This window comes from Hymenobacter wooponensis, from assembly GCF_004745865.1.
GTDB lineage: Bacteria > Bacteroidota > Bacteroidia > Cytophagales > Hymenobacteraceae > Hymenobacter > Hymenobacter wooponensis.
Genome location: NZ_SRKZ01000003.1, coordinates 1 through 23234 on the forward strand (window position 1 = coordinate 1; position 23234 = coordinate 23234).

General features: G+C 57.2%; 21 protein-coding genes. 7 read left to right on the top strand and 14 right to left on the bottom strand.

Annotated elements, in window-relative coordinates; translation table 11 throughout:
* Positions 1–123 precede the first annotated feature (123 nt).
* Positions 124–405, top strand: coding sequence for an alpha/beta hydrolase fold domain-containing protein (locus EU557_RS10210; protein ID WP_281062605.1), 282 nt, complete (start codon positions 124–126; stop codon positions 403–405).
* A gap of 844 nt (positions 406–1249) precedes the next feature.
* Here EU557_RS10210 and EU557_RS10220 read toward each other — a convergent pair.
* From EU557_RS10220 to EU557_RS10250, 7 genes are all read right to left on the bottom strand, one after another.
* On the bottom strand, positions 1250–2347 hold the full coding sequence (locus tag EU557_RS10220) for an ATP-binding protein (protein WP_135530369.1): 1098 nt from the start codon (positions 2345–2347) through the stop codon (positions 1250–1252).
* 69 nt (positions 2348–2416) lie between these two features.
* Positions 2417–3982 carry a DUF5691 domain-containing protein gene (locus tag EU557_RS10225; RefSeq protein WP_135530370.1) on the bottom strand — a complete coding sequence of 522 codons (1566 nt, stop codon included), beginning with the start codon at positions 3980–3982 and terminating at the stop codon, positions 2417–2419.
* 41 nt (positions 3983–4023) lie between these two features.
* A complete protein-coding gene (locus EU557_RS10230; protein WP_135530371.1) occupies positions 4024–5481 on the bottom strand; it encodes an SWIM zinc finger family protein in 1458 nt (485 codons plus the stop codon).
* A 57-nt stretch (positions 5482–5538) separates the two neighbouring features.
* Positions 5539–5889: a hypothetical protein gene (locus EU557_RS10235; RefSeq protein WP_135530372.1), complete on the bottom strand. Its 351-nt coding sequence runs from the start codon at positions 5887–5889 to the stop codon at positions 5539–5541.
* A gap of 413 nt (positions 5890–6302) precedes the next feature.
* Positions 6303–6887 carry a hypothetical protein gene (locus EU557_RS10240; RefSeq protein WP_135530373.1) on the bottom strand — a complete coding sequence of 195 codons (585 nt, stop codon included), beginning with the start codon at positions 6885–6887 and terminating at the stop codon, positions 6303–6305.
* A gap of 81 nt (positions 6888–6968) precedes the next feature.
* A complete protein-coding gene (locus tag EU557_RS10245; RefSeq protein ID WP_135530374.1) occupies positions 6969–7805 on the bottom strand; it encodes a hypothetical protein in 837 nt (278 codons plus the stop codon).
* Positions 7806–7835: 30 nt separating this feature from the next.
* Positions 7836–8612, bottom strand: coding sequence for a hypothetical protein (locus EU557_RS10250; RefSeq protein ID WP_135530375.1), 777 nt, complete (start codon positions 8610–8612; stop codon positions 7836–7838).
* A gap of 538 nt (positions 8613–9150) precedes the next feature.
* On the opposite strand from EU557_RS10250, the gene EU557_RS10255 reads away from it, so the two are divergent.
* The 3 genes from EU557_RS10255 (at position 9151) to EU557_RS25460 (ending at position 11039) form a co-directional block, all read left to right on the top strand.
* A complete protein-coding gene (locus EU557_RS10255) occupies positions 9151–9393 on the top strand; it encodes a hypothetical protein (protein WP_135530376.1) in 243 nt (80 codons plus the stop codon).
* A gap of 430 nt (positions 9394–9823) precedes the next feature.
* Positions 9824–10621 carry an alpha/beta fold hydrolase gene (locus EU557_RS10260; RefSeq protein WP_135530377.1) on the top strand — a complete coding sequence of 266 codons (798 nt, stop codon included), beginning with the start codon at positions 9824–9826 and terminating at the stop codon, positions 10619–10621.
* A gap of 250 nt (positions 10622–10871) precedes the next feature.
* Entirely contained in the window at positions 10872–11039 is a 168-nt protein-coding gene (locus EU557_RS25460) for a hypothetical protein (protein ID WP_167855161.1), read from the top strand.
* Between the two features lie 121 nt (positions 11040–11160).
* Here the strand turns inward: EU557_RS25460 and EU557_RS10265 are convergent, their stop codons facing one another.
* Positions 11161–13461 (bottom strand): efflux RND transporter permease subunit, encoded by a 2301-nt coding sequence (locus EU557_RS10265; protein WP_135530378.1) that lies wholly within the window; start codon positions 13459–13461, stop codon positions 11161–11163.
* Positions 13462–13788: 327 nt separating this feature from the next.
* Between EU557_RS10265 and EU557_RS10270 the strand changes: the two genes are divergently transcribed.
* Entirely contained in the window at positions 13789–14016 is a 228-nt protein-coding gene (locus EU557_RS10270; RefSeq protein ID WP_135530379.1) for a hypothetical protein, read from the top strand.
* A 56-nt stretch (positions 14017–14072) separates the two neighbouring features.
* On the opposite strand, the gene EU557_RS10275 is transcribed toward EU557_RS10270, so the two are convergent.
* Positions 14073–14738 (bottom strand): acyl carrier protein, encoded by a 666-nt coding sequence (locus EU557_RS10275; protein ID WP_135530380.1) that lies wholly within the window; start codon positions 14736–14738, stop codon positions 14073–14075.
* Between the two features lie 104 nt (positions 14739–14842).
* Complete coding sequence (locus EU557_RS10280; protein ID WP_135530381.1) at positions 14843–15430, bottom strand: HD domain-containing protein; 588 nt, start codon at positions 15428–15430, stop codon at positions 14843–14845.
* Between the two features lie 202 nt (positions 15431–15632).
* Between EU557_RS10280 and EU557_RS10285 the strand changes: the two genes are divergently transcribed.
* Together EU557_RS10285 and EU557_RS10290 are read left to right on the top strand one after the other, a co-directional pair.
* Positions 15633–18347: a cyclic nucleotide-binding domain-containing protein gene (locus EU557_RS10285; RefSeq protein ID WP_135530382.1), complete on the top strand. Its 2715-nt coding sequence runs from the start codon at positions 15633–15635 to the stop codon at positions 18345–18347.
* 243 nt (positions 18348–18590) lie between these two features.
* Positions 18591–19658, top strand: a complete 1068-nt coding sequence (locus EU557_RS10290; RefSeq protein WP_135530383.1) for an SDR family oxidoreductase — start codon at positions 18591–18593, stop codon at positions 19656–19658.
* Positions 19659–19742: 84 nt separating this feature from the next.
* Here the strand turns inward: EU557_RS10290 and EU557_RS10295 are convergent, their stop codons facing one another.
* The 4 genes from EU557_RS10295 to EU557_RS10310 form a co-directional block, all read right to left on the bottom strand.
* A complete protein-coding gene (locus EU557_RS10295; RefSeq protein ID WP_135530384.1) occupies positions 19743–20789 on the bottom strand; it encodes an adenylate/guanylate cyclase domain-containing protein in 1047 nt (348 codons plus the stop codon).
* The gene (locus EU557_RS10300) at positions 20779–21174 is read right to left on the bottom strand and encodes a response regulator (protein ID WP_135530385.1); all 396 of its coding nucleotides are present in this window, start codon (positions 21172–21174) and stop codon (positions 20779–20781) included. The genes EU557_RS10295 and EU557_RS10300 overlap by 11 nt, the downstream gene beginning before the upstream one ends.
* Before the next feature lie 90 nt (positions 21175–21264).
* Positions 21265–22656, bottom strand: a complete 1392-nt coding sequence (locus EU557_RS10305; RefSeq protein ID WP_135530386.1) for an ATP-binding protein — start codon at positions 22654–22656, stop codon at positions 21265–21267.
* A 110-nt stretch (positions 22657–22766) separates the two neighbouring features.
* The gene (locus EU557_RS10310; protein ID WP_135530387.1) at positions 22767–23078 is read right to left on the bottom strand and encodes a hypothetical protein; all 312 of its coding nucleotides are present in this window, start codon (positions 23076–23078) and stop codon (positions 22767–22769) included.
* Positions 23079–23234 lie beyond the last annotated feature (156 nt).

Genomic DNA, 23234 nt, shown 5'->3' on the forward strand with positions numbered 1-23234 from the left:
ACAACGTGGGTCCGGTAGCGTAGCGAATGAGACAAGGAGTTGGCTGAGCATGAAGTGCTTAACGATGTCTAACAAGACAAAGGTCAGCCCTCAAGACAGCGTCTTAGTTTTGATGCGTACGCCCTGTACCTACAGGGGCAAGATGCCCACAACCCACTGGCCTCGCCGGTATATGGCTCCGTTACTGGCCTAGCGCCCGTGCAAGTGCACGTTGGCGATGCCGAAGTACTACTGGACGACTCCGTGCGCTACGCAGCTAGTGTGCACGCCGCCGGAGGTAAGGCCGAACTACACCTTTGGGAGCAGATGCCCCACGTTTTCGTGTCCAGCCCCCAGGAGTTGCAGGCGGCCCGGCATGCCCTTGATCTTAGTGCTGCTTTCCTAACGCACCACCTGTTAGCTTAATCCTGCCTTAGATAGCGTAGGGATTAGGTCAGGCTGAAATCCATTCAGAAGGCTGACCGCTGTACCACCAAACCGCTGCCGCTCCGTGGATAACACCAGGTCAACCCCCGTCTTAGCAGCCAGTGGAACCAAGGTAATATAGTGCTTCGGTCGGTGCTGCCAAAGTAGGTGTCGAGGCGGAGTTCGGGAAATGTCTTGTCTACAACAGTTTCACTAGATCATTTTCATAATGACTCCCAATTCTACTTGGAATCAACCGCCAAATTTGGTCAAGGAACCGGGCTCAGATTTGGAAATGGCGACAGACGGCTCAGATTAAAACCTCGAAAAAAAACAATAAAACTCTCGGAGTCGCGCCAGAAAACCTTGGGTTTTGCTGGATTCTTCATCAGCAAGTGGAGAGCTTTCTACAGAATTAGTTTTATAGTTCCGTTGCCAATTCGGGATTGCTTGGCATATCGTTTCAGCCAGCTCTTTTGTGAGTGAGTCTAGTGATTTTGGGGAGTAGTGCTCTTTGAATTTGGCAATTACGGTAGGATTGTAGCAGACCTTAGGGCGAAGGTTTTCCACCAAGCGAACATCAAGTGACAAGGTTATAAAGCGTTTGGATTTGCGATGAAGCCCGACTACTACAATACTTTGACACATTCCAGGGTACCAGTCGATGATGTGCACCTTAGTACCCGGCGCGAAATGTTTTGTACCGTAACGTATTTCGGCACCGCCCGGCCCGTATGGACGCTCCTTGATAATGCTGTCCAGTATGATTCAGCTGTGGGTGCCTTATTAACATCCATAATTCAAATCATATCCGCTGTGCCTAGTGAGTTCAAGTGAATAATCGCTAATCCACTACCTCTCGGCAGGCGCGGTAAAGGTCTTTCCAGCCGTCGCGCTCTTTTACTACAGTTTCCAGGTATTCCAGCCACACTACGCGGTCTTGTACTGGGTCTTTGATGACGGCGCCGGTGAGGCCGGCGGCTAGGTCGGCGGCTTGCAGGGTGCCGTCGCCAAAGTAGGCGGCCAGGGCTAGGCCACTGTTGAGCACGGAAATAGCCTCGCCGGTGCTGAGAGTGCCGCTGGGGCTCTTGAGCTTGGTTTTACCATTCTCCGTCACGCCTGAACGCAGCTCCCGGAATACGGTCACGAGGCGGCTGATCTGCTCTAGAGCTGTGATGGTGGGCGGCAATTGCAAGGCCCGGCCGTTTTTCTCCACGCGGGAGTGCACAATCTGCACTTCCTCGGCTACGGAAGTGGGCAGGGGCAGCACCACCGTGTTGAAGCGGCGACGCAGGGCACTGCTCAGCTCGTTTACGCCTTTGTCGCGGTCGTTGGCGGTGGCTATCACGTTGAAACCACGGGTAGCTTGAATTTCGGTAGCCAGCTCAGGCACGGGCAGCACCTTTTCGGAGAGGACGGTGATGAGCGTGTCCTGCACGTCGGAGGGGATGCGGGTGAGCTCTTCCACCCGGACTAGGGCACCTTCCTGCATGCCTTTGAGCAGGGGCGAGGGCACCAGGGCCGCCGCGGAGGGCCCTTCGGCAATGAGGCGCGCGTAGTTCCAGGAGTAGCGGATGGCATCTTCACTGGTGCCGGCCGTACCCTGAATGAGCAGGTTGGAGTGCCCGCTGATGGCGGCGGTCAGGTGTTCCGATACCCAGCTTTTGGCCGTGCCGGGTACGCCCAGCAGCAGCAGGGCGCGGTCGGTGGCCAGGGTAGCCACGGCAATTTCCATTAGGCGCCGCTGCCCGATGTACTTGGGTTCAATCTCGAATCCATTGTCCAGCTTGCCGCCTAGCAGGTAGGTAACTACGGCCCAAGGCGAGAGTTGCCAGTTTGGCGGCTTGGGCCGGTCGTCAAGGGCTTTGAGTGCGGCGAGTTCTTCGGCGTATTGCACCTCAACGTGCGGGCGCAGGACTTCGGAGGATGGATTGAGCGACATAGGAAAAACTACGGCTAGTCAGTAAGGAGAAAGATGGGCGGGTAAAGAAAGAGTGTGCTTCGCTGCGAATCAGCCCAGCCCAGGTGGCTCGGTGAGTGCTTCCGCTAGCTGCTGGCGAAAGTGCAGGGTGTTGAGCAGGCGGGTAAGGCTGTTATGAATGTAAGGCACATCATGAAGCAGCGGCTCTAGGCCTCGAGCGCAAAGGACGTACTGGCTAGCCGGCACCACCCGGGCCATATGCTCGAATATTTGACTAGCCGCGTAATGAATGCGATGCAACTGCTCGGGCCGACCGAGAGACTCTAGCAACACTTCTATCATTCGGCGTGTAAGACTCTCTGGCCACGGCGTATGGCCTTGGAGCAGTAGCGGCAGCCAGCGGACCTCGGGGCTAAGGTGCGGAGCCGCTGCCAGCAGGGGCAATAGCAGGCTAGTGAATTGCGCGGGCGAGAGTAGCCCTACCAGCCCACCCAGAGCCTGTAGCGGGGACAATTTGCGGGGCTTCTCATACAACCACTCCAGCATAGCGGCCGCCCAGCTGGCATCCTGATGCAACAGGGCGGCCTCGGCCCAGCCGCTCAATAGCAGCGCCGCCCACTCCGTGCCGGCTGCTAAGTCTAGTAGCTTAGGGATAGGCAAATTAAAATGAGCCGTCCAGCGCTGGGGCGGAATGAGAGCTAACTGCTGGCCTAGCAGCGTGGCCCGGTCGCCCTGGAAGCGGCTGTCATGCTGCTCAATCCCATCAGTCAGCCAGCTTTTATCCCACGGTTGATCCGGCAGCTCTACCAGTAATTTCTTGGAAAGTAGCGAGGTCTTTACCCGCACCAACGGCTCGGTGCGGTTCCACACCCGCTCAATCAGGCTATTACCTGGCGCCTTCGCTAAAAGGGGGCGCACTACCTGGCGCACCTCTTTGCTTTTCGAGGTGAGGTACTGCTCCAGCAAGGGGGAGTCGGGGGCAGTTAGCGCCGTACTGAGGGCTTCTAAGAGGACTGCCTGGTTTTTGGCTGGTTCCTGAGGAAGCGCGGCCGCTAATAACTCGCGGGCTTGATCGGGGGCGGTGGCGCGCAGCAAATTCAGAAAAGTTACCCGCTCGGCAATGGAGCCAGTTTCCCATGTGGTAGCATCGGGTGTAGTAGCCGCCGCCACCAGAATAGGCTGCCAACCTGGGTGCTGCTTCAACAGCCACGTTCCGCGCTGGCCTAGCACTTGGGCCGTGGGGCCGTGCAGCTCGCGGCGAGTGCGCGCTGTCTCCAGCAAGGGCACCAGCAAGTGATGCGGTACCCGGCGCCCATGGCTATGCATGTCATTCAGGAACCCAGCCAGAAGCGGAGAGTGCGTGCCATCTATCATCTGCTGAAGCAGCTGCGTCCCAACAGGGCCTAATGATAGGGCGCTTTCAGGGGGCGCAAGCGAGGGCTCAGGCGTTGCCACTGCCGCGGCCGTAAACTGATAGCCCGCCTTTCGAACCAGCGACAAGGCCCCGGCGGCAGTTAAGGCTTGCTTTTCGCGGTAGTCTGGGTCGGTAGAAGCATCTGGCAAGGCTAGGCCACCGGTAGGAAGTGCATCGGGAGCTTGGCGCGTGCCTAGCAACGCTACGCGCAGCAAGCGCTGCCAGTCAGGGCTTGGTTGCACGGTAGGGGTAGGTGGAGAAACGGTGGGGTGCTCCGGCATAATCAGGCAGAGTGAATAGTAGCAACGGGGCTAGGCCAGTAGGCCAGCGGGCGAAGGGCAGCTCCCGTCCATTCGCCAAAAACTGTGAGCGGGTAGCCACCACTCACGGCTCGCAGCTGCCAGCCGTATAGCTCATCGCAGGTTAGCGGCAGCAATACTTCTCTGGCAGCCTCTGGTGCTGCAGAGGCATAAGGACCGGCCACAACAGTGGAGGAGGCTACTGCTACTGCTGAGGTTTCGATTAGGTCCTCGTTAGCCGAGAACTGCAGAACCCAGGCGCCGGTAGTAGTTTGCAGCGGCACGCCGCCAGCCAGTAGTGCGGGTAGCTCTCGCAGCCACGGTTGTCGAGCCAGCCCAGTCGCGTAGGCCTCTAGCAACTGCGCTGGCGTAGTGTACCCCACCGGAGCGAGGGTGCTGGTGCCTAGAAATGTTAGCTCACCCGGCACTGCCCGCAACGGAAGCAGGCCAGGGTAGAAAGTGACGCGGCCCGCATACCGCCCGGCCGGTAGTAAGGGAGTACTGAACGCCTGCCCGCCAAACGAAAATTCCACTATTAGGGCAAAGCGGTCGGTTTCTTGGCCCTGTAGCCAAGAGCGTCGCACCAATAGTCGTTCTTCCTCGGTGGTGGTCTGGCTAAGCACCAGCCACTGATCCGCAACGGCGGGCTGGGTAGCTAACACTTCTTCCTTCTTGCTCGTGACGCCAAGCTGCTGCAAAATCTCCTGGCGGGTTTCGGCAGGCAGGTGCTCCAGATTGCGCGCCGTACGGGCCAGCAGGTATAGCTCGCCCACCTGGCCTAGTAGGCGCTCCGGCCAGGTGGGCCCCAGGTGGCGTACTCCGGCCAAGTCGCGCAGCACGGTGGCTAGGCCCGGCAACTGGTTGTCAACCAACCGCGCTGCCTGGCTTTCCCAAAAGCTGGGCGGCTGACTTTCAGTGGCCGCTAGGCCAGCGCGCATGAGGTCTACGAGCCAGGTTTCCAGCTCGGCAGCCCCCTGCTGCATGCGGCTGAGGCGCTGAGACTCGCGTTTCTTGCGGGCCAGTTCGGCATCGGTAGCAGCTGTGGCGGTGGCCGCAGTATCATCACTGGTTGCTGCTACATCTTCCGCAGGCGTGGCTGGTTTTTTACTCTGGGTTTGCTGGCGCTTATCCAGCCACTCTTGCAACCAGGGCGGAGGGGTGGCGCCGTTGAGTAGCTGAGGCTGGCGGGCCAGGAGCAACAGCAGGCCGGCACCGTGCTTGCAGGGAAATACGCGGCTGGGGCAAGAGCATTTAAAGGCTGGCTCGGTGAGGTCGATGCCGGTTTGGTAGGGTTTGCTGCCGCTGCCCTTGCACTCTCCCCAGGCGGCCGTTTCGGTTTGGCCGAGGTTGCTCCACTTGGTAGTAGCTGCCAGCTCCTGCCCGCGCTTGAGCGTGCCAGGGTCGGTGATGAGTGCGCGGGCCTGTGCTTCAGTCCAAGTCAATTCTTTACGAGATTACGCCCGGTATAGAAGGGCAGGATACCCCGGCAAAGTAGTAGTTCAGACCGGAAATTCCTTGCCGCAACTCCCACATTTGTGCAAGGTAGTACCCGCATAAAACAGCCGTTTCCACCACGGCAGGCGCAGTATCGGCGCGGGGCTGGGGGTGCCGCACCGCGGGCAGTGCAGGGTCTGAGGCGCGGTGCGCTGCACCTCAAAGGCTTGCAGGAGTTGCTGGGCGGCTGGGGCCGCGGCTTCGTCAATGAGCAGCTGGTAGTACATGCCGTCGCCGAAGGGAAAAGTAGGTGGGCCACAGGTTTTTACCAGCGCCTCAATTTCCGCTTCACGCAGCGTGTTGTAGAGTGCAACTGCCTCGCGGTAGGTCAAAAACTCGGCAGCTGTAACAAGCATAAATAATATTTTGAGGTCACATTTGAGCAGAAATCTGCCCACTTTGGCTTCTCGTTTCTACCGAAGAAACTGGCCTATAAGAAGTAATTACCCAGACGCCGACAGTATTTCAGCCTAGTAGGGGCCTCGCCAGAAAGAGTACTGTTGACCTTAGTTGAGGTCACAAACGCAGTCTATTCATCCTTTACACCAAAGCCTAAAAGTTGTCTCTTTGAAAAGAGTTCTTAACTTCTGCCTCCCGTGCTAAAGCTTAACTGTATCACCCCGGCAGTTGCTACTCTTGCACCCTTTTGGAGAGCTTGCTGAGTGACTGGCTCTTCATCACAAAAAGCCCCTTTCTGCAAAAAGGGGCTTTTTACTTGCCATTCGGCTCAAAGGCTGTTTTCCGCAAGAAGGCCTTGACAGCAAATAGTTTACTTGCGACGTCGTGCTGGAGTTGCTAGGCGGCTGCGAAGCTTGAGCACGTAGGCCAGGAGGCCGATGGAAAGCAAGGCCAAGCCCGCAGCCAGCAGCTCGCGGCTGGTTCGCGCCTGAGTTGCTTCGGCCTCGGCGGCTTGCAAATCCTGCAGCTTCTTCTCGCGCTGCTTATCGCGGAGCTGAAGGTTGGCAATCTCGTTTTCCAAATCGTAGAAGCGCTGGCGGGTGCTGCTTTGGTCCGTTTGCGCTACCGTGACCTGCTGCTTGGCCTGCTGATTTTCAGCCACAATGGTGGCAGTGCGGCGCTGAGTGGCATCCTGCACGGCCCGTACTATCTCCGTATCCTTCCGGATAATGCCTTTTAGCGCGTCTACTACGTCTTGGAGGTCTTTTTTGCTGGGCTTGTTGGCCAGGAAGGCATTGCGCTGGGCATTGGCCTCTTCGTACTGATGGATCAAGGCTTCACGTTCCTGAATCAGGCGCGGCAACGGGTCAGGGCTAGGGGTGGGAGATGGGGTTTGCGCAAAGCTGAAAAGGGGCAGGAAAAGGAAGGTGGCAGTAAGCAAGCGTGGGTGCATCATAGTCGCAAAGAAACGACGAAGAGGCCTAGCACGGTATATTTTGGCCTCTATAACGGCTGCGCTAGGCTGCGTAGGCCAGCTTTACAAGGCGATGCCCCGCGACCATAGCATAACCGTGGCAGCCGTATTGGCCGCGAGAAAGCGCATATTCGGGGGCATGTTCGTCCGTAGCCAGACGGTGCCCTCCGGCGTTTGTAAATCCACAAACCCAATAGCTTGGTCCCGAAACATAATCTGGTACCCAATGGGCATGGGTACGGGCAAAGCAACCTGCTGGTGGGTTTTGGGGTGCTTCACCGACCGCCGCACCACCTGCTGTATCCGGAGCAACACTTCATCGTTGCTGCCTACCAAACCCACGACGGGCTCAGGGTTATTGCGCGAGTCGGCATCGGCCAGCGACGTGGTGAGTACAATATTCCAGACGTTAACAGAGTCAAGCTCGGGACCCACAATGAGCCCGGTAAACGTGTTTTTCCAGTCTTGGGTAATATTTATGGGGCCCCGAACGATGGGCGTAAACACCGCTAGCTCCCGGCTACTAACGTTATTCACGCAGTAGATTTCTGAGTGGCGTGGCCCTGCCTCCAGGCTAAACTGCAGCTTGTTGCTAGAGTTACGCAGGTACTGCGCGGCAGGCAGGTTAAGAACATCTAGCACGGGCAGGCCAGACGGCCCCGGCCGCAGCCCCCCACCCGAGTAGTACCGGGTCGATGTCCAGCCGCGGTGAACCTTGCCCAGCTGAAACTCCCCAAAGGATATGCGCTGCCCAATAACCAAGCTCTGTAACCCCTTCACCGGTAAGGGCGTGGCCGACTGTTCAAACTCGGGCAGCGTAACCGGCTCTAATAGGCCAATAGCACACGACGACAGGCCTAGCGCGCTGCCAAATATGAGGCTTAATAGGATGCGTTTCATAATCGAGTAAGGCGTATTAATGAGTAGCGTTTAGCGAAGCAGGTTGGCATGGCGTAGCAGCAGCACGGCACTATTAGCCAGCACAAATTGCAGGGTGGGGTCTAGCTCAGGCCGGATAAAAAAGATAGGGTAGTCGGGGTAGGTTTGGTCAAGGGCACCTATCAAGCGGTTTTCGTAGCGAAACACTAGGCCGCGCTTTACTTGCGCCGCCAGCAAAGCCTCATCCAGGTGGCCATCACGGCCAAAATCGGTGGCGCGCTCCACGCTCAGGAGCCGAATGAGGCGCTTACCATCTGTAACCTGCCCTTCGATATGCGGACCTTTTAACTGGTGCGCGTTTTCTATCTCAAACTGCCACTGGCCGGTGCTGTCACGGTTGGGGAGGGTGATGGTACCCTTAAATACATCGGCGTTTTTGCGGCTGTACCAGTTGGGCGTGTTAGGTCCAGCATCAGGTAAATGACCCAAGTCGCCGATGGAGCTGTGCACGATAAGGTGGTTGAGAGCTTGCGTTTGGGCCACTTCCCCTTGCGCATTAGCAAGCGAGAAATTGATTCGCTGCCGCTGGGCGGTGCGGTTGAATAACCTGATGAAACCCAGGTCTAGGCCAGTCCAGATGCGAAAACCGGTGGGGCTGCGCATCCGGGTGGTATGAAAGGGCCCTAAGGCTACTTGGTTTAGGTGAAAGCTGCGCACAGGCATGGCCACAAACCCCTGCGGTGTTGGGGACAGATGAAGAGCCGGAGCACAGCTAGCCAGCACCGCTAGGCCTGTCACCGTTATGCGAATGAGAAGTGTGCGCACCATAGCAGCGGAAGAGGTAATGTAAAACGGCTATTGCTCAGCAGCAGCACAGGAGTTGGGGTGCTCTGTCGCTTTCAGCCACATGGTTGGGGTATGGAGCAAAAGTACAGGGTGGCCTATGAGGCTGAAATACCTAGAAACCAGTAAAAACTAGCCCCCTGATAAGTGGAGAGAACATAAGGAATGCGGCAGCCGCGAAATCAAAGTTGAGCTTACAAGTTATCAGCGGATACATAGTAACTCCTGATCTGCCGCGGTAGCAGTGAGTAAACTTCAAATGGAATATGAATTAGAACGAATAGAATATTTTGAATAAAACTCAGGTAATGAGGTTGCTAAAGGATGGGCTTCAGAAAAACATAATGTGGGGATTGTCAAGTTTAACTATATCTTTTGAACTCGCTATCTGCTGTAAATCAGATATATAACAATTAATTCATTGCTCAATTATACTTGCGCATTTGCGCTATGAGAGAGCTGAGAAAAGATTGAATATAACTGGGTTGGCAGTCAGACCTTCACCTCACTTACTCGCACGCTTATGTCCATTTCTACCCGTCAACCCGACATGATTAATGTCGAAGTAGTCAGACAGCTATTGCACCACAATCAGGAGGAGCAAGTACTGGCCGGCTTATATCAAAAACTGCAGGGCCTCTGCTGCCCTGAGCACGGCACCTTGCCTCAGCTGCAGCTAATGCCTGAGCCTGGCGGCTACTCCGTTGACTTAGTAAACGACTGCTGCCCCGCCTTCACCGCGTTGTGCGCAGATAAAATCCAGTAGCTCGGCTGCATATACAAAACGCCCTGGCCAAATGGCTGGGGTTTTTTGTGGCCTGGCCTTACCACCTTTTGCTGAGTTTTGGGGGGAGGTTACTGCATCGATAGCCGGCAATGGCCTGTTCAATTGGAGGTGAGAGGACAGGAAAAAGATGGTCATCTGCTTCCCATTATGAAAAAGCGTTTGGGCGCTCACCTGCTGGCCAATGTGTAGCTGCAAGGTCTTGCTTACCTCAATAGAGTTGCCAGCAGGTGCTTTAGGAAGGTAGCAGGGCAAAAAGCCAGGTGGTCCCAGAACTAGAGGGATGTTCTTTGTTGAGAAGCGTTTGTTTGGGCATGTATTCATGCCCAGCTTACTGGTTGAAAAGTACTTAGTAATAGGGAGTAGCACCTAGAAATTAGCTTACCTCATGTTTATCTAATTCACGATAGGTATGGATATTCTTCAACGCCATCACGTATCAACCTACGGATCTGGGGAAAAGGCTTTGGTATTTGCCCACGGCTTCGGAACCGATCAACAGGCCTGGCGCTATGTAGCGCCCGCATTTGCCGCTCGCAATCAAGTTGTACTCTTTGATCTGATAGGAGCTGGCCGTTCTGATAAAACGGCCTATGATTTTTCGCGCCACCAGACGCTCGACGGCTACGTGAACGATTTGCTGGAGCTGCTGCGGGCCCTGCAGCTCCCTAAAGTGGTGTACATAGGCCACTCCGTCAGCGGAATAATTGGAGTGTTGGCTGCCATCCGGGAGCCCGCTCTGTTTGAGCGGCTTGTGCTGTTGGCAGCTTCACCTTGTTATATAAATGATGGCGACTACATAGGAGGCTTCGATACTGCCGATTTGGAGGAGGCGCTTGGCTTCCTCGACCGGGACTATTACGGCTGGTCGCATGCCATGGTGCCGGGCATAGTGGGGGGAGATATGCGCTCCGAACTGGTTGATGAAGTAGTATCGAGCTTTTGTGAGGTTGATCCGGCCATTGCCCGGCAATTCGCTCGTGCTACCTTTCTTTCCGACTATCGCACGGAGCTGTCAAAGCTGCGAATCCCTACTCTAGTGGTACAATGCGCCCAGGATACGGTGGCGCCCTCCGTGGTAGGCCACTACATGCACGCCAACCTCGCCGGTAGCAAACTGGAAATACTGAATACTACAGGTCATTATCCGCACCTGAATGCGCCAGTTGCCACTATTTCCTCAGTTGAGCGCTTTCTGGCATCGGCCTAGGCCACCCCTGGAGTAAGGAAATTAGAGGAGCGCAGTGGGAGCTGCCTTTTGGCGGCATGATGTACCAAACCGTCGGTGAAAAGAGGGGAAGTAATCGATTGAGTAAAAGGGGTGTAAGCCGGCACTGCCAACTTAGGCAGGAGACAATTACCCGTTCGCTCCAAGGGGAGGCTCGTTATGGCGGCCTGCCCCTTGGGGCGGCATGTAGTAGCCTCAGTTTTCAATTCACCCTTTCACAACCACTCTCTCTATGCGTACTTCTTCTATTCTGCGTACCGTGTGCGGCCTGGTGTTGTTCTGCGCTATCAGCAGCTTTTCGGGCTGCGACAAAACAACCGATGCGCGGCCAACAGCTGGCAAAAGCTGCAAAAAGCCCACCACCACCTCCGACACTACCCGGACCACGGGGGCCAACTAGTTACCGCTAGGACAGCAAAAACGGCCTGTTAAATGTAAAGCCCCATCCTCCGGAAGCTCTGTTTCCAGCTTCTTGGAGGATGGGGCTTTGCGCAAGTGGCCTAGTACGCGCAACTCCTAGCCTAGCCGCCCAGGGCCGGCACCGGCTGCCGTATTTCTTTGGGGCGGTGCTTGTAGAAGGCCAGAATCAAGATGGGCAGCAGCGTCAACTCGGCCACTACACCGAAGAGCAGGGTGAGGCCAATGAGCAGGCCTACGTAGAAGGTGCCATCAAAGGAAGAGAAGATGAGTGTGGAAAAGCCACCTACCAGAATCAGGGACGTGACGATAACCGCTTTACCCGCCATCAGGTAGGTTTTGCGCACGGCCCGGAACAGACTTCGCTCCTTCAAGAGCGTCAGCTTGAGCTTGCTGATGAAGTGAATCGTGTCATCGACGGCAATGCCGAAGGCAATGGTGAAGATGATGCTGGTGCTGACCTTCATGTGCACGCCCGCCAGGCCCATTACGCCGGCCACAATCAAAATGGGCACTAAGTTGGGGATGAGCACCACCAAGGTCATGCGCAGGCTCCGGAACAGGGCCAGCACAATGAGCGTGACCATCACAATGTCGATACTCATCCCGGTAATCATGTTCAGGGTGAGGTTTTCATTGTTCTTATCGATGAGGTTGGCCGAGCCAGTGAGGCGGGTGTGCAGCACGGTAGAGTCGTTGTGCTGGCGCAGGAACTGGCGCAGGTCGGCGTTGAGCTTATCCGCCCGGATGCTGCCCACATCGGGCATACGGCCTGTCACGCGGCCCTCGGAGGCATCGGGCAGCACCAGCGCCCGGAACTCGGGCTTCTTGCGGAACAGCTTGATCTTGGAAACCAGGCGCTTCAGCTCGGCGTCGGACTCAGGCAGGCGGTACTCTTCCAGTAGGCCACCATTGAAGGCCTTGCGCACGGACTTTACCAGCGTAACGGGGGAGGCTACGAAGTTGAGGCCGTACTCTTTGGTGAGGTAATTCTCAATCTGCTCGGTCTGCCGCAGCACCTGCAGGTCGTAGATGGAGCGGCCGGGCGCGGGCTTTATGTCCATCTCGAAGGGCCGTACGCCGGCGAAGTGATTCTCAAAAAAGCGGAAATCCAGCTTCACAGGGTCGTTTTTGGAGAGGTCGTCGAGTAGGGCGGAGTTGATGCGGATGCGAGAGGCCGAGGCTACTGATCCAATCAGCAGCAGGGCGCTGATGGCCACCACCCATTGGCGGCGGGCGAGCACCGTCCGGAACATGCGGCCCAGCACCCCGTCCCAGCTATGGCCCTCAGCCCGCGGAATGCGCAGCTGGGGCTTGCGCAGCAGCATGAGCATGGCCGGCAGCAGCGTGAAGCTGAGCACAAACGTGAGCAGCACGGCAATGCCCGTAAACAGCCCGAAGTTGTAAATGGGCCGGATGGTGCTAGTCATCAACGTGAAAAAGCCGATGCTAGTGGTCAGGGCCGAAAGCCCCGAGCCAAAGCCCGACTCCTTAAGCGTAATCACCAGCGAATCGCGCTTAGAGGTGCCGTAGCCCAGCTCCGTGACGTAGCGCGTGATGATGTGGATGGTATCCGACATGCCCACCACGAATAGCATCACCGGCAGCAGGGCCGTCATCAGATCAATGCTCACCCCGCAGGCCGACATCAGCCCCAGGCCCCACAGAATAGCGCCCAGCACCACCACCAGCGGCAGCACCACCCCCCACCACGTCCGGAAGGTAAACCACAGCAGCCCCGTCACGAGCACCACCGATAGTGACATAAACACCATCAGCTCCCGCTGTAGCCGGTCTACAAATACCGACTGCGCCACTAGCTTACCGGCCAAGTGATAATCGGCCTCCGCGAAGCCCTGGCGGCTTAGCTCGGTGCGTACCGCCGCCAGCAGGGAGTCGCCGGGGGGCTTGCTGAGGTTGGGGGAGGTTTGCAGCAGGATAGTAACGGCGCGGGCATCCTTGGCAATGAGGTTGCCCACCAGCCCCGGCGTGCGGTACACCAGCGCCGAGTCTTGGGCACGCCGCTCGGGCTCCTGGGGATGGAGGTAGGGAATGTTGAAGACACCCAAGCCTTCTACCACGGGATTAGTGGCGTTGGTGGGAGAGGTGACGTGCACCACGTGCGGCCGTGCCTGAATGAAGCGCGTCAGGGAGTCGACGCGGGTAAGGAACCGCGGCTCAAACACGGTGCGTCCGGCCGGGGCCTCTAGGCCCAGCAGCACGTAATCGTTGTCGTTGCCGAAGCGGCCGGAATACTGCTGGTAGTAGTCCAGATCAGGGTCGCCGGCGGGGTAAAAGTCGTTGAAGTTGTAATTGAAGCGCAATTGCGCCACGAAATACACGCTCAAGGCCGAAATCAGGGCCAGAACGAGCAGAACACTATAACTGAGTTTGCGAAGGGGCATAAGCGGTAGCGCAGAACCATCGGGGCGCGCAGCAGGGGAAACAGGGTCGGGGAAAGTGGCCTAGGCCAGTAAGAAGCAAGACGTAAAGCTGGGGCATCTCGTTCGACTGGCCTAGCGCTCATTGTAACATTTCTTGGAGCCGAAATGTGAGAAATGCTACTTAATAAGGTTCGCTCGTAGGCAGCAGAAAGGGGGCGGCTAGGCTAGGCGGAAGCGAGAAGATTGAGCCACTGGGTCCGGGGTCCAGGCTAAATCTTCTATCTTAGAGTCGGTCCTAAGAGGGCCTTCGCTTTCTCGCTTTTGTTTCCTGTTACTCGCTTCTACAATATGAAAAACGTACTGCTCGCCCTGTCGCTGTTTGCATTCGTTGGTTCTGCCACTGCCCACGAGGGGCACAACGGCGACAAAGCCAAAAAAGGTAAGAAAGAAGCCAGCACCGCTGGCTGCTCCATGGATAAGAAAACGGCCATGGGCGGCTCCTGCTGCATGAAGAAAGGCGCCAAAACCGCCGCAGTAACTCCGGCTCCCGCCAGTGCGGCCGCGAAGTCGCTGTAGAGTGGTCTACTTCAAAAAGAGAAAGCTGCCTCAAGTAGAGGCAGCTTTCTCTTCTTTTAGATAATTGCATCCGGCGTTAACTCGTGGAGTGCTATGCTGTACTCTTTGTTGAAAAGATGCCTCATTGTGCCCACTATTTCCCTCAGATTTACAGATTGAGGATTTCGGCGCGAGGTCCGGTAATACCGGGTGCTCATACACTCAGCCAATTCTCGCATAGTATAAATGCGTAGGGTAGTTCCTAACCGGCCTGCTAAGTGCAATCCTGCAATGGCAAATGCCATTCCTGTGAACCCCAGTAGAGGATAGAAAAACAGACATGCTAGCGAAGTCAGTAGAGCCAAGCAGCAGGCGCCTATCAGCCCAGGAGACATTGTTAGGATGTCCAGCTTCATATGCAACTCTTGCTCCATTGCGGCTACAATCTGCCGGCGCTGGAGCCCCGCAGGAAGAATATCAGTTAAGGCAGTATTCGGAGTAATATACTTTACTGATGTGTGTTTTTGAACTACCTGCCGGGCCTTGTAGAAAGCCTGCTGAGAAGTACAATCAGCAGTAACCTGGCCTGCAAGCTTCGTTTGGACTGCCGCGCAGAGTTGTCCGAACGTGTAAACGTCGGCCAAATCAGCCGACTGAAATGAAATGCCAAACGATTCTTCAACTCTCGGAATAATACTGAGACTTAATTCCTCGTGGTCGATTCCTAGATGATGAGCGTTCATAAGGTAGATAGGTAGTTGCTGCTCATTATTAGCCTTATGCTATAGTCATGAATAGTCCAGTTTATACTCACGGATCTAATTTTGCCTTAAGTAGGCTTTATTTTTTAATGCGCTAGGCGTACTTTCACCTCTGCCAACCGGGCCTGCTTTTCGGCTTCGCGGCGGGCTATGGCGGTGCGCGTCCAGTAGCGGTGGGCGCTGAGGAACTTCACCTGAATCTCGTACCAGTGCCGCTCGTCGCGCACCATGTCGCGGGCTTGCCACTCCTCACGCAAGGTGTTGCTGATGGACCAGAAGTCGGGGCGGCCTAGGTAGTCCAGGTCGGCATCGCAGAGAATTTGAGCCAGGTGCAGGTCGTCGGGGTTTTGGGGTACTTGGGTGGCCATTATCATGCGGCAGATCAGCTCTACTTCGCTGGGGGAGTAGTCCATGTCGGGCAGCACCTCACGCACCAGTTCGCAGCCGGCAGCCTCGTGGCCCTGGTAAGTGGTCAGGAAGCCGGCATCGTGGTACAAGGCGGCCGTGCGGAGCAGCGCGAGGTCGTCGGGGTCGGTGATGCCTTCGGCGGCGGCCAGCGACTCGGCCTGCTGCACTACATCGAGGGTATGGTGCACACCGTGGTAGGCCAGGGTGGGCGAGAGGTGCCGGCGCAATTGGTCGAGCACGTAGGTTTCGGCGCGGTGGGAGTTCATAGGGCGGGTAGATAGAGTAGCAAAGCGTAATTACAGGAAAAAACCCGTGCCATGCCGAGCTAGGCCACTATCTTGCGTCATCTCATTTTTGCTGGGTGTTGATTGCTACTTGTAATTTGTTGGATGCTAGTTATCAGACCACATTACAAAACAACTAACCACCAACACTCAGCAATACGCAACCGGCAATCAACAACTAAGAATGACACTACTTGAACGCTGGCAGCAATTGCTGGGCATTCGGCCCGATGAGGGGCGCACGGTGGGGCTGTTCTTCCTGCACAACTTCCTGCTAGGTATTGGCACCATCCTGGTATACGTGTCGGCCAACGTAATCCTTCTGGAGAATAACCCCGAGCGCAACCTGCCCCTGGCCTACGGCGTTGCGGCGCTGCTCATGATTGGGGCCGGCAAGGTATATGCCCATTTCGAGCACCACCTGGGCCTGCAGCGCGTGGCGGTGCGGGTTCTGCTGGCAGTAGTGGCCCTAACGGGTGTGCTAGGTGTGCTGGTGGCCGTAGGCCACTCTGTAGCGGCGGCCGTGGCTATTATGGCCGGCTACCGCGTCATCTACCTGCTCACTAACCTGGAGTTCTGGGGGGTATCGGCGGTGGTATTTGATGTGCGCCAGAGCCGCCGCCTGTTCAGCGTCATCAGCTCCGGCGACATGCCCGCCAAGGCTCTCGGGGCAGTGCTGGCCATCCTCATCCACCACCACACCGAGCTGCTGTGGCTGCTGCTCACGGCGTTTGGGGCCTATATGGGGGCTTTGCTGGTGCTGCAGGCCACGGGTCGATTGCACGTGGTAGAGGCCCGCTCCGCCGCCCGGGCCCAGCGCACCGCCGCCGTGACGCCCGGTTTGCAGCGCTGGTTTGGTAGCAGCCGCTTAGTGCTGGCCATGTGCCTAAGCATGCTGGCTATTGCGGCCGTTACCACGGGTATTGAGTTTTCCTTCTTCGTCAACGTCAAGCACCGCTTTCACGATCAGTCGGTGGTGATGCGCTACGTGGGCAGCGTGCTAGCCCTCACGTATTTACTGGCCTTGGTGTTTAAGCTCCTGCTCACCAGCCAAACCCTAGACCGGGTGGGCTTCCGGGGGACGCTGCTGGCATTGCCCGGCACCGTACTGGTAGGCCTAGGTCTGTACGGCATCATCCAGTACACCGGCTCCGACGACAGCCTGATGCTCTATTTCTGCGGCCTGTTTCTGGCGCTAGAGGTATTGCGGCGGGCGGTGTTTGATCCGGTTTTTCTGATCCTGTTTCAGCCTTTGCCGGCCACCGAGCGGCTGCAAGCCCATACGCTGGCCAAAGGCGTGTACGAGCCCCTGGGCATGGCGCTGGCGGGCTTGCTGCTATTTGCATTTCACACCCAGCCCGAGCTTAGCGAGCAGCTCACCTTTGGCTGGATGGCCCTGCTGGCTCTGCTGGCCCTGGTGTTGCTCTACCGCACCTACGGGCACTACCTCGCTGAGCTGCAGCACGCGGTAAGCCGCCGCTTTGCGCCCGTAGCCGATACCGTAGTCTCAGTAAATGGCCTGACGGCTGCCAATGGCTTAGGCGCTATAAAAGTGCCGGATGCGGCCGGTATCCAGGCCCTGATTACGGCTTTAACCGACAAGGCCACCCGCCCCCAGGCCACCGACCAGCTCCTGCAGCTGGGGGCAGCGGCTCTGCCGGAACTCACCACCACCCTGCGCACCAGCTCCGATGAAGCCCTTCTGCGGCGCGTGGCGCAGCTGTGTGGGCACGTGCCGCAACCTGCCAGCCGGCAGGCTCTGGTAGAGATGGCCCGGCAACCCAATCTGTTCAGACGCGAAGCCGCCCTGCGGGCGCTGCGGAACTTCGAGCCAGTGCCAACCGAGGCGCCCGTGTTCCAGGGGTTGGTGCAGGAGGAGATGCACTTGGCCCAACAGCTGCTGCTAGGCCAGGCCGCTACGTCTAACCAAGCATTGCAAACCAGCCTGGAGTATGAGCTGACGCGCGTGCAGCAACGCCTGTTTGGGCTGTTGCTGCAGCTGTATCCGCCCCAGATCATTGCCGATGCCCAGCGGGGTGTGGCCCACGCCACCCGGGAGCGGCAGGCCAACGCCCTCGAAATGCTCGACAACTTGATTCCTAGGCCACTCTACCAGGGCCTGCAGACCTTGCTCGACGTGGTGCCGGTGGCCGAGAAGGTGCGTCGGTTCGATGCCCTGTTGGGTGCGTCGGGCGGTGGCTCCTCCGTGGTGCCTACCATTATTGAGCGGGGCGAAGTGGCCTACACCGACTGGACCATCAGCACGGCGCTGAACCAGTGGCGCCCCACGCCCTACACCGTAGGCCAAGTGCTGCCCCTGCTGCACAGCGCTAACCCGCTCATCCAGCAAAGCGCGGTAGCCGTGCTGGACCGCTTCGCCCACAATGCCCCCGAAGACTACCAGCACCTGCTGGCCGCTCATCCTCACTTAGTATCCTTGCTCATGAGCCACCACGCCACCACGTCCCGCATCTCGGCAACGGAGCGGGTTGCCCTCCTGAAAAACACTGCCCTGTTTGCAGAAACGCCCGAAAACGTACTCAGTAGCATTGTGCCCATCATGAAGGAAGTTGCCTTCCACGACGGCGAGCAGATCTTCGCCAAGGGCGACCTGGGTACCTCCTTATTCATTGTGCAGGAAGGGGAGGTGAATATCTTCAGCGGCGCCCAGCAGCTGGCTACCTTCCGCTCCGGCGACTTCTTCGGGGAGCTGGCCTTGCTCGATGCGGAGCCCCGTTCCGCCTCAGCCGTGGCCCACGGTGCCGTGGTGGCCTTCCGCCTCGATCAGGAAGATTTCTACGATGTAATGGAAGAACGCGGCGAAGTGCTGCGCAACATTCTGCGCGTGCTGTGCCAGCGCCTGCGCCGCCAGAATGAGAAAATGCACCTGCCCCAGTAGCGAAAAAGGCACTTTGTGTGCCGCGGCCACATGTTGCTGACCGCTTGGTGCTTGCCTTCTTGACAGAACCTATTTCCGGGTGCTAGAGCTCAACAAGCAACCACAAACCGCAAAACAAAGCGGTTGTTGGTTGCTTGTTTGGCGTATAGACAGGTTCCTGTTTGGTCGCTAGGCCACTCGGGAGCCACCACTGCCCAGACCCGTGGCAGCGGCTACTCAAGCTGAACAAATACCGGAATTCACATGGATAAGATTGCATTAGTAGTAGGTGCCAGCGGCATTATTGGCGGCAACCTGGCCCAGGAGCTGCTGGCCAACGGTTGGACCACCTACGGCCTGGCGCGCCGCCCCAGCACCGATATTGCCGGCCTCCAGCCCGTGGCGGCTGACTTGCTCGACGTGGCCGGCCTGGAAAACGCCCTGCAAGACCTCGCCCCAACGCACGTGTTCATTACCAGCTGGATGCGCAATGACACCGAAGCGGAGAACATTCGAGTTAATAGCGCTATGGTGCGCAACCTGCTCACGGTGCTTTCCCCGAAGCACTCGGTGCAGCACGTGGCCCTGGTGACGGGGCTCAAGCACTACCTCGGGCCGTTTGAGGCCTACGCGAAAGAGGGCGTATTGCCCCCCACGCCCCTGCGCGAGGAACAGCCCCGCCTGCCCATTGAGAACTTCTACTACGCCCAGGAAGATGAGGTGTACGCTGCCGCGGAGCGCGACGGGTTTACCTGGAGCATCCACCGGCCGCACACCATCATTGGCAAAGCCGTGGGCAACCAGATGAACTTGGGCACCACCCTGGCCGTGTACGCCAGCATCTGTAAGGAAACAGGCCGCCCCTTCCGCTGGCCTGGCTCCAAAGCCCAATGGGAGGGCATAAATGACGTAACCGATGCCCGCATTATTGCTAAACAGCTAATATGGGCCGCTACTGCCGAGGGCTCTCAGAACGAGGCCTACAACATTGTGAACGGCGACGTTTTCCGCTGGAGCTGGCTGTGGGGTAAGATTGCCGATTGGTTTGGGGTGGAGGCCGTGGGCTTTGATGGAACCATTCACCCCTTGGAAGCCGAAATGGCGCAGTACACGGATGTATGGCGTGACATTGCCACCCGCCACCAATTAACCGAGGCTAATCTAGACCGATTGGCCTCTGCCTGGCACACTGATTTGGACCTGGGCCGGCCGATTGAGGTCATGACCGATATGTCGAACAGCCGCCAGCGTGGCTTCACTGCCTACCAGCGCACTCAAGATTCATTCTTCGATTTGTTTGAGCAACTGCGCCAAGATCGGCTGATTCCGTAAGCAGGCCGCCATAAGAATAAGAAAAGCCCCTCGCCCTGTGGTACTATAGGGCGAGGGGCTTTTGCGTAATACAAGGGTGCGCGGCTAGGCCACTACCTCATAAATCATAACGGGCTGCACCTTGTTCTTCAGCGTCACCTCCTTGATGGGGCGGCACTGGAACGACTCTTTCACCCGCTCGTAGGTAGCCTCCGTGATGATAATCTGGCCCGGCTGGGCGGCCGCTTGCAGACGCTGGCTCACGTTCACAGTGTCACCGATGACGGTGTAGTCGAGGCGTTTGAGGGAGGCTGAGCCAATGTTGCCCGACACCATCTCGCCGGTATTTACCCCAATGCTCACCTGGGGCTGGTAGGACTTACCATCGGACAGGGTGTGCTGGTTGGCATGCACCACGCTGCGCACTGCAAGGGCCGCGTCAATGGCGCGGTCGAGGTGGTAGTCGCCCCGGAATACGGCCATTACGGCGTCGCCCATGAATTTGTCTACGTAGCCGCCCTGGGCAATTATTTCCTTCACCATCTGATCGAAGTAGGTGTTGAGCATGCCCACCACTTCGGCAGGAGCCAGCACCTCCGACAATGACGTGAAGCCGCAGATATCCATGAAAACGACGGTAGCTTCCACGGTTTCGCTGGCCATGAGCTTGTTCTCGAAGCCGGGCCGGCCCATGAAGTTGAGCACCGTCTCGTCCACGTACATCTTCAGGATGTTGTTTTCCTGGATGGCCTGCAGGGTTTCGCGCAGCTGGCGCACCTGCTTGGCGGTTTTCTCCATGGTCAGCTCCAGATCCTGGAAATCTACGGGCTTGCACACGAAGTCAAAGGCTCCCCGGTTCATGGCCATCCGGATGTTCTCCATGTCGCCGTAGGCCGACACCATTACGGTTTTCACAATGGGGTTGGCTTCCGGCATTTTGCTGAGCAGCGTCAGGCCATCCATCACCGGCATGTTAATGTCGGAGAGGATAATGTCCAGATCGGGGTTGGCCTGCACAGTATCCAGGGCTTCTTGGCCGTTGCTGGCAAATACAAATTCATACACATTCTCCCGGATTTTACGCCGGAACTTCTGTTTGATGAGCAGCTCCAGGTCTGCTTCATCATCCACTACCAGTATTTTAGTTTTCATGGCTCGCGAGCAAGGTCAATTTTTCTTTGAGGGCCGCAAAGTCAACAGGCTTGGTCAGGAAATCGTTGGCCCCGAGCTGCATGGCCTGTCGATAGCTTTCGTCGTCGCCGTAAGCGGTTATCATCATTACCTGCGGCGGAGCGGGCGGGGGCGCGAGGTACTGCTGCTTAATGTGCTTTAGCAGCTCTAGGCCACTCATGCCGGGCATATTAATGTCCGATAAGATCAGCACCACCTCCGAGGCATGCTCACGCAGGTAGTTCAGGGCATCTTCTCCGGAATAGGCAAAGGAAAAGGAAAATTGACCGCTCCGGATTTCACGACGGAAGCGCTGCTCAAACAGCGTGCGTACGTCGGTTTCATCATCTACAACCAGTATCTTCATCGTTTACAAATCTAGCTGAAATAGGACGCGGGAAAGGAAAATCTGGGAATAAACCTGAGTACTCTGTCGCTACTACGGTTGGCGGCAGGCTTACTCAGTGCCATCGGCCCGGGGCAGCACAATAACAAACTCAGTGCCTTCGCCCTCAGAGGTTTCTACGGTAAGCGTGCCGTTATGGCCCTTCGTGACGATGTCGTAGCTTAAGGAGAGGCCTAGGCCCGTGCCTTCACCAGTAGGCTTGGTGGTGAAGAACGGCTGAAAGATTTTCTTCTGCACGGCCTCCGGAATGCCCGTACCATTGTCGCGCACCCGCACCTCTACATCGCCATCGGGCTGGCGGAGGGTGGTTACGCTCACGGTAGGGGTGTAGCCATCGGGGCAGCGCTCTTTCTTCTTCTGCACCGCGTAAAAAGCATTGGTAAACAGGTTGAGCAGCACGCGGCCCAGATCCTGGGAAACCGCCTGTACGGTGCCCAGGTCCTGATCGAAATTGGTAACCAGGGTGGCGTTAAAGGTTTTGTCTTTGGCGCGCAAACCGTGGTAGGCCAGGCGCAGGTATTCATCGGCCAGCACATTTAAATCAACCGGCTGCCGCTCACCGGTGCTGGCGCGGCTGTGCTCCAGCATGCCCCGCACAATACTGGCCGCCCGCTGTCCGTGGTGCGTTATTTTCTGCAGGTTCTGCTTGAGGTCAACCAGCAGCTCGGCTTCCAGTTCCGGGTCGCGGTCGGCGCGCTGGCGCTCCTCCTCCAGCTCCTCAATCAGCTCCGCCGATACATCAGAGAAGTTGGTAACGAAGTTGAGCGGGTTTTGAATTTCGTGGGCAATGCCAGCGGTGAGTTCTCCCAGCGAGGCCATTTTCTCGCTCTGTATAAGCTGAGTTTGCGTGATTCGGAGCTCGGTAAGCGCTTCGCGTAGTTCTTCGGCCTGCTGCGTGAGCGTGGCTGTTCGCTCGCCCACCAGTCGCTCCAGCTCGGCGTTTTGGGCCTCAATCAGGCGCTTGGCCTTTTCTTCTTCCTCACGCAAAATGCGCTCTTTTTCCAGCTGCTTTTTCTGGTTGCGAGCAATCAGAATGAAGGTGAACAGCCAGATCATTGCGAAGCCTCGGGAGGTATCGAAGGCATCATCGTACTCCTTCAAAAAGGCTCCTCCGGTAAGCTCCAGCTCCAGCTCAATGGCCGAATACAGCACGTACGGCACCATGGCCAGCAGTACCGTACGCGCCGGGCGGTAATTCTGCAAGCGCAGCAGCGTTACTATCACTGCCGCAAACACCAGGAGCAGGTATATCTCGTCCAGCTGGTCCGTCTTCCACTTCATCAGCAGCGCCGCCACGTACAGAATGGCGCCGGGCACCCAAATCCAGGTAAGGGCCTGATTAAGTCGGGGCAGGCGGGTGGGCAGGTCAAAAAAGCGCCGCATCGACCGCACAATCAGCAGCGCGACGGGTATCGTGAATAGTATGGTAGTGTTGACGCTCATAAGCTGGTCAGGCGCGGCAGGAATGGAGAGGAGAGAGTTCAGCAGCAGGAGGAGTTAGATGCGCTTAGTAGTGGGCTAGGCCAGTAAGCGAGCCAAGAGGCCTGTGGGAGTTAGTTCTTGTCATCGCCTTTGTCACGCTTCTTACCCCAGCCCTTGGGCAAATCAATGGTGAATTCAACAACGGGGTTGCTGGTGCGAGACTTGCGCTTAGATGTCAAGGTTTTGAGCTTGTCGGGGTTGCTGGAAAAGATGCCTCGGGCGTAGTCACTTAATACTGCCACCACTGTTGGCAGAGTGACCTGCACCGTCATTTGCTGCTGGGGCGGCTCAGCTGGCGCAGAACCAGTTTTTGACTGCGCGTGGCTACTCAAAGCGGTGAGCAGCAGCACTACAAGCAGGTACACTGGTTTAGAAATATTCATTGTATAGCTATTGATGGCCTAAAGATGCTATTATAAAGTAGTTTCTGAAAAGCTTTTTGCCCAGCTAGTGCGGGTAAGCTTCTTTAAGTGAACCGGTATGGCCTAGGCCTGCAGCAAGCTCAACAGTTCGGGGCGCAGGCCCATAACCTCCCGCAT

What these genes read in the sequence shown, in the direction of transcription:
- EU557_RS10220 (WP_135530369.1), bottom strand. Translation starts at nt 2,347, where the DNA reads ATGTCGCTCAATCCATCCTCCGAAGTCCTGCGCCCGCACGTTGAGGTG.
- EU557_RS10235 (WP_135530372.1), bottom strand. Translation starts at nt 5,889, where the DNA reads ATGCTTGTTACAGCTGCCGAGTTTTTGACCTACCGCGAGGCAGTTGCA.
- EU557_RS10240 (WP_135530373.1), bottom strand. Translation starts at nt 6,887, where the DNA reads ATGATGCACCCACGCTTGCTTACTGCCACCTTCCTTTTCCTGCCCCTT.
- EU557_RS10245 (WP_135530374.1), bottom strand. Translation starts at nt 7,805, where the DNA reads ATGAAACGCATCCTATTAAGCCTCATATTTGGCAGCGCGCTAGGCCTG.
- EU557_RS10250 (WP_135530375.1), bottom strand. Translation starts at nt 8,612, where the DNA reads ATGGTGCGCACACTTCTCATTCGCATAACGGTGACAGGCCTAGCGGTG.
- EU557_RS10255 (WP_135530376.1), top strand. Translation starts at nt 9,151, where the DNA reads ATGTCCATTTCTACCCGTCAACCCGACATGATTAATGTCGAAGTAGTC.
- EU557_RS10260 (WP_135530377.1), top strand. Translation starts at nt 9,824, where the DNA reads ATGGATATTCTTCAACGCCATCACGTATCAACCTACGGATCTGGGGAA.
- EU557_RS25460 (WP_167855161.1), top strand. Translation starts at nt 10,872, where the DNA reads ATGCGTACTTCTTCTATTCTGCGTACCGTGTGCGGCCTGGTGTTGTTC.
- EU557_RS10265 (WP_135530378.1), bottom strand. Translation starts at nt 13,461, where the DNA reads ATGCCCCTTCGCAAACTCAGTTATAGTGTTCTGCTCGTTCTGGCCCTG.
- EU557_RS10270 (WP_135530379.1), top strand. Translation starts at nt 13,789, where the DNA reads ATGAAAAACGTACTGCTCGCCCTGTCGCTGTTTGCATTCGTTGGTTCT.
- EU557_RS10275 (WP_135530380.1), bottom strand. Translation starts at nt 14,738, where the DNA reads ATGAACGCTCATCATCTAGGAATCGACCACGAGGAATTAAGTCTCAGT.
- EU557_RS10280 (WP_135530381.1), bottom strand. Translation starts at nt 15,430, where the DNA reads ATGAACTCCCACCGCGCCGAAACCTACGTGCTCGACCAATTGCGCCGG.
- EU557_RS10285 (WP_135530382.1), top strand. Translation starts at nt 15,633, where the DNA reads ATGACACTACTTGAACGCTGGCAGCAATTGCTGGGCATTCGGCCCGAT.
- EU557_RS10290 (WP_135530383.1), top strand. Translation starts at nt 18,591, where the DNA reads ATGGATAAGATTGCATTAGTAGTAGGTGCCAGCGGCATTATTGGCGGC.
- EU557_RS10295 (WP_135530384.1), bottom strand. Translation starts at nt 20,789, where the DNA reads ATGAAAACTAAAATACTGGTAGTGGATGATGAAGCAGACCTGGAGCTG.
- EU557_RS10300 (WP_135530385.1), bottom strand. Translation starts at nt 21,174, where the DNA reads ATGAAGATACTGGTTGTAGATGATGAAACCGACGTACGCACGCTGTTT.
- EU557_RS10305 (WP_135530386.1), bottom strand. Translation starts at nt 22,656, where the DNA reads ATGAGCGTCAACACTACCATACTATTCACGATACCCGTCGCGCTGCTG.
- EU557_RS10310 (WP_135530387.1), bottom strand. Translation starts at nt 23,078, where the DNA reads ATGAATATTTCTAAACCAGTGTACCTGCTTGTAGTGCTGCTGCTCACC.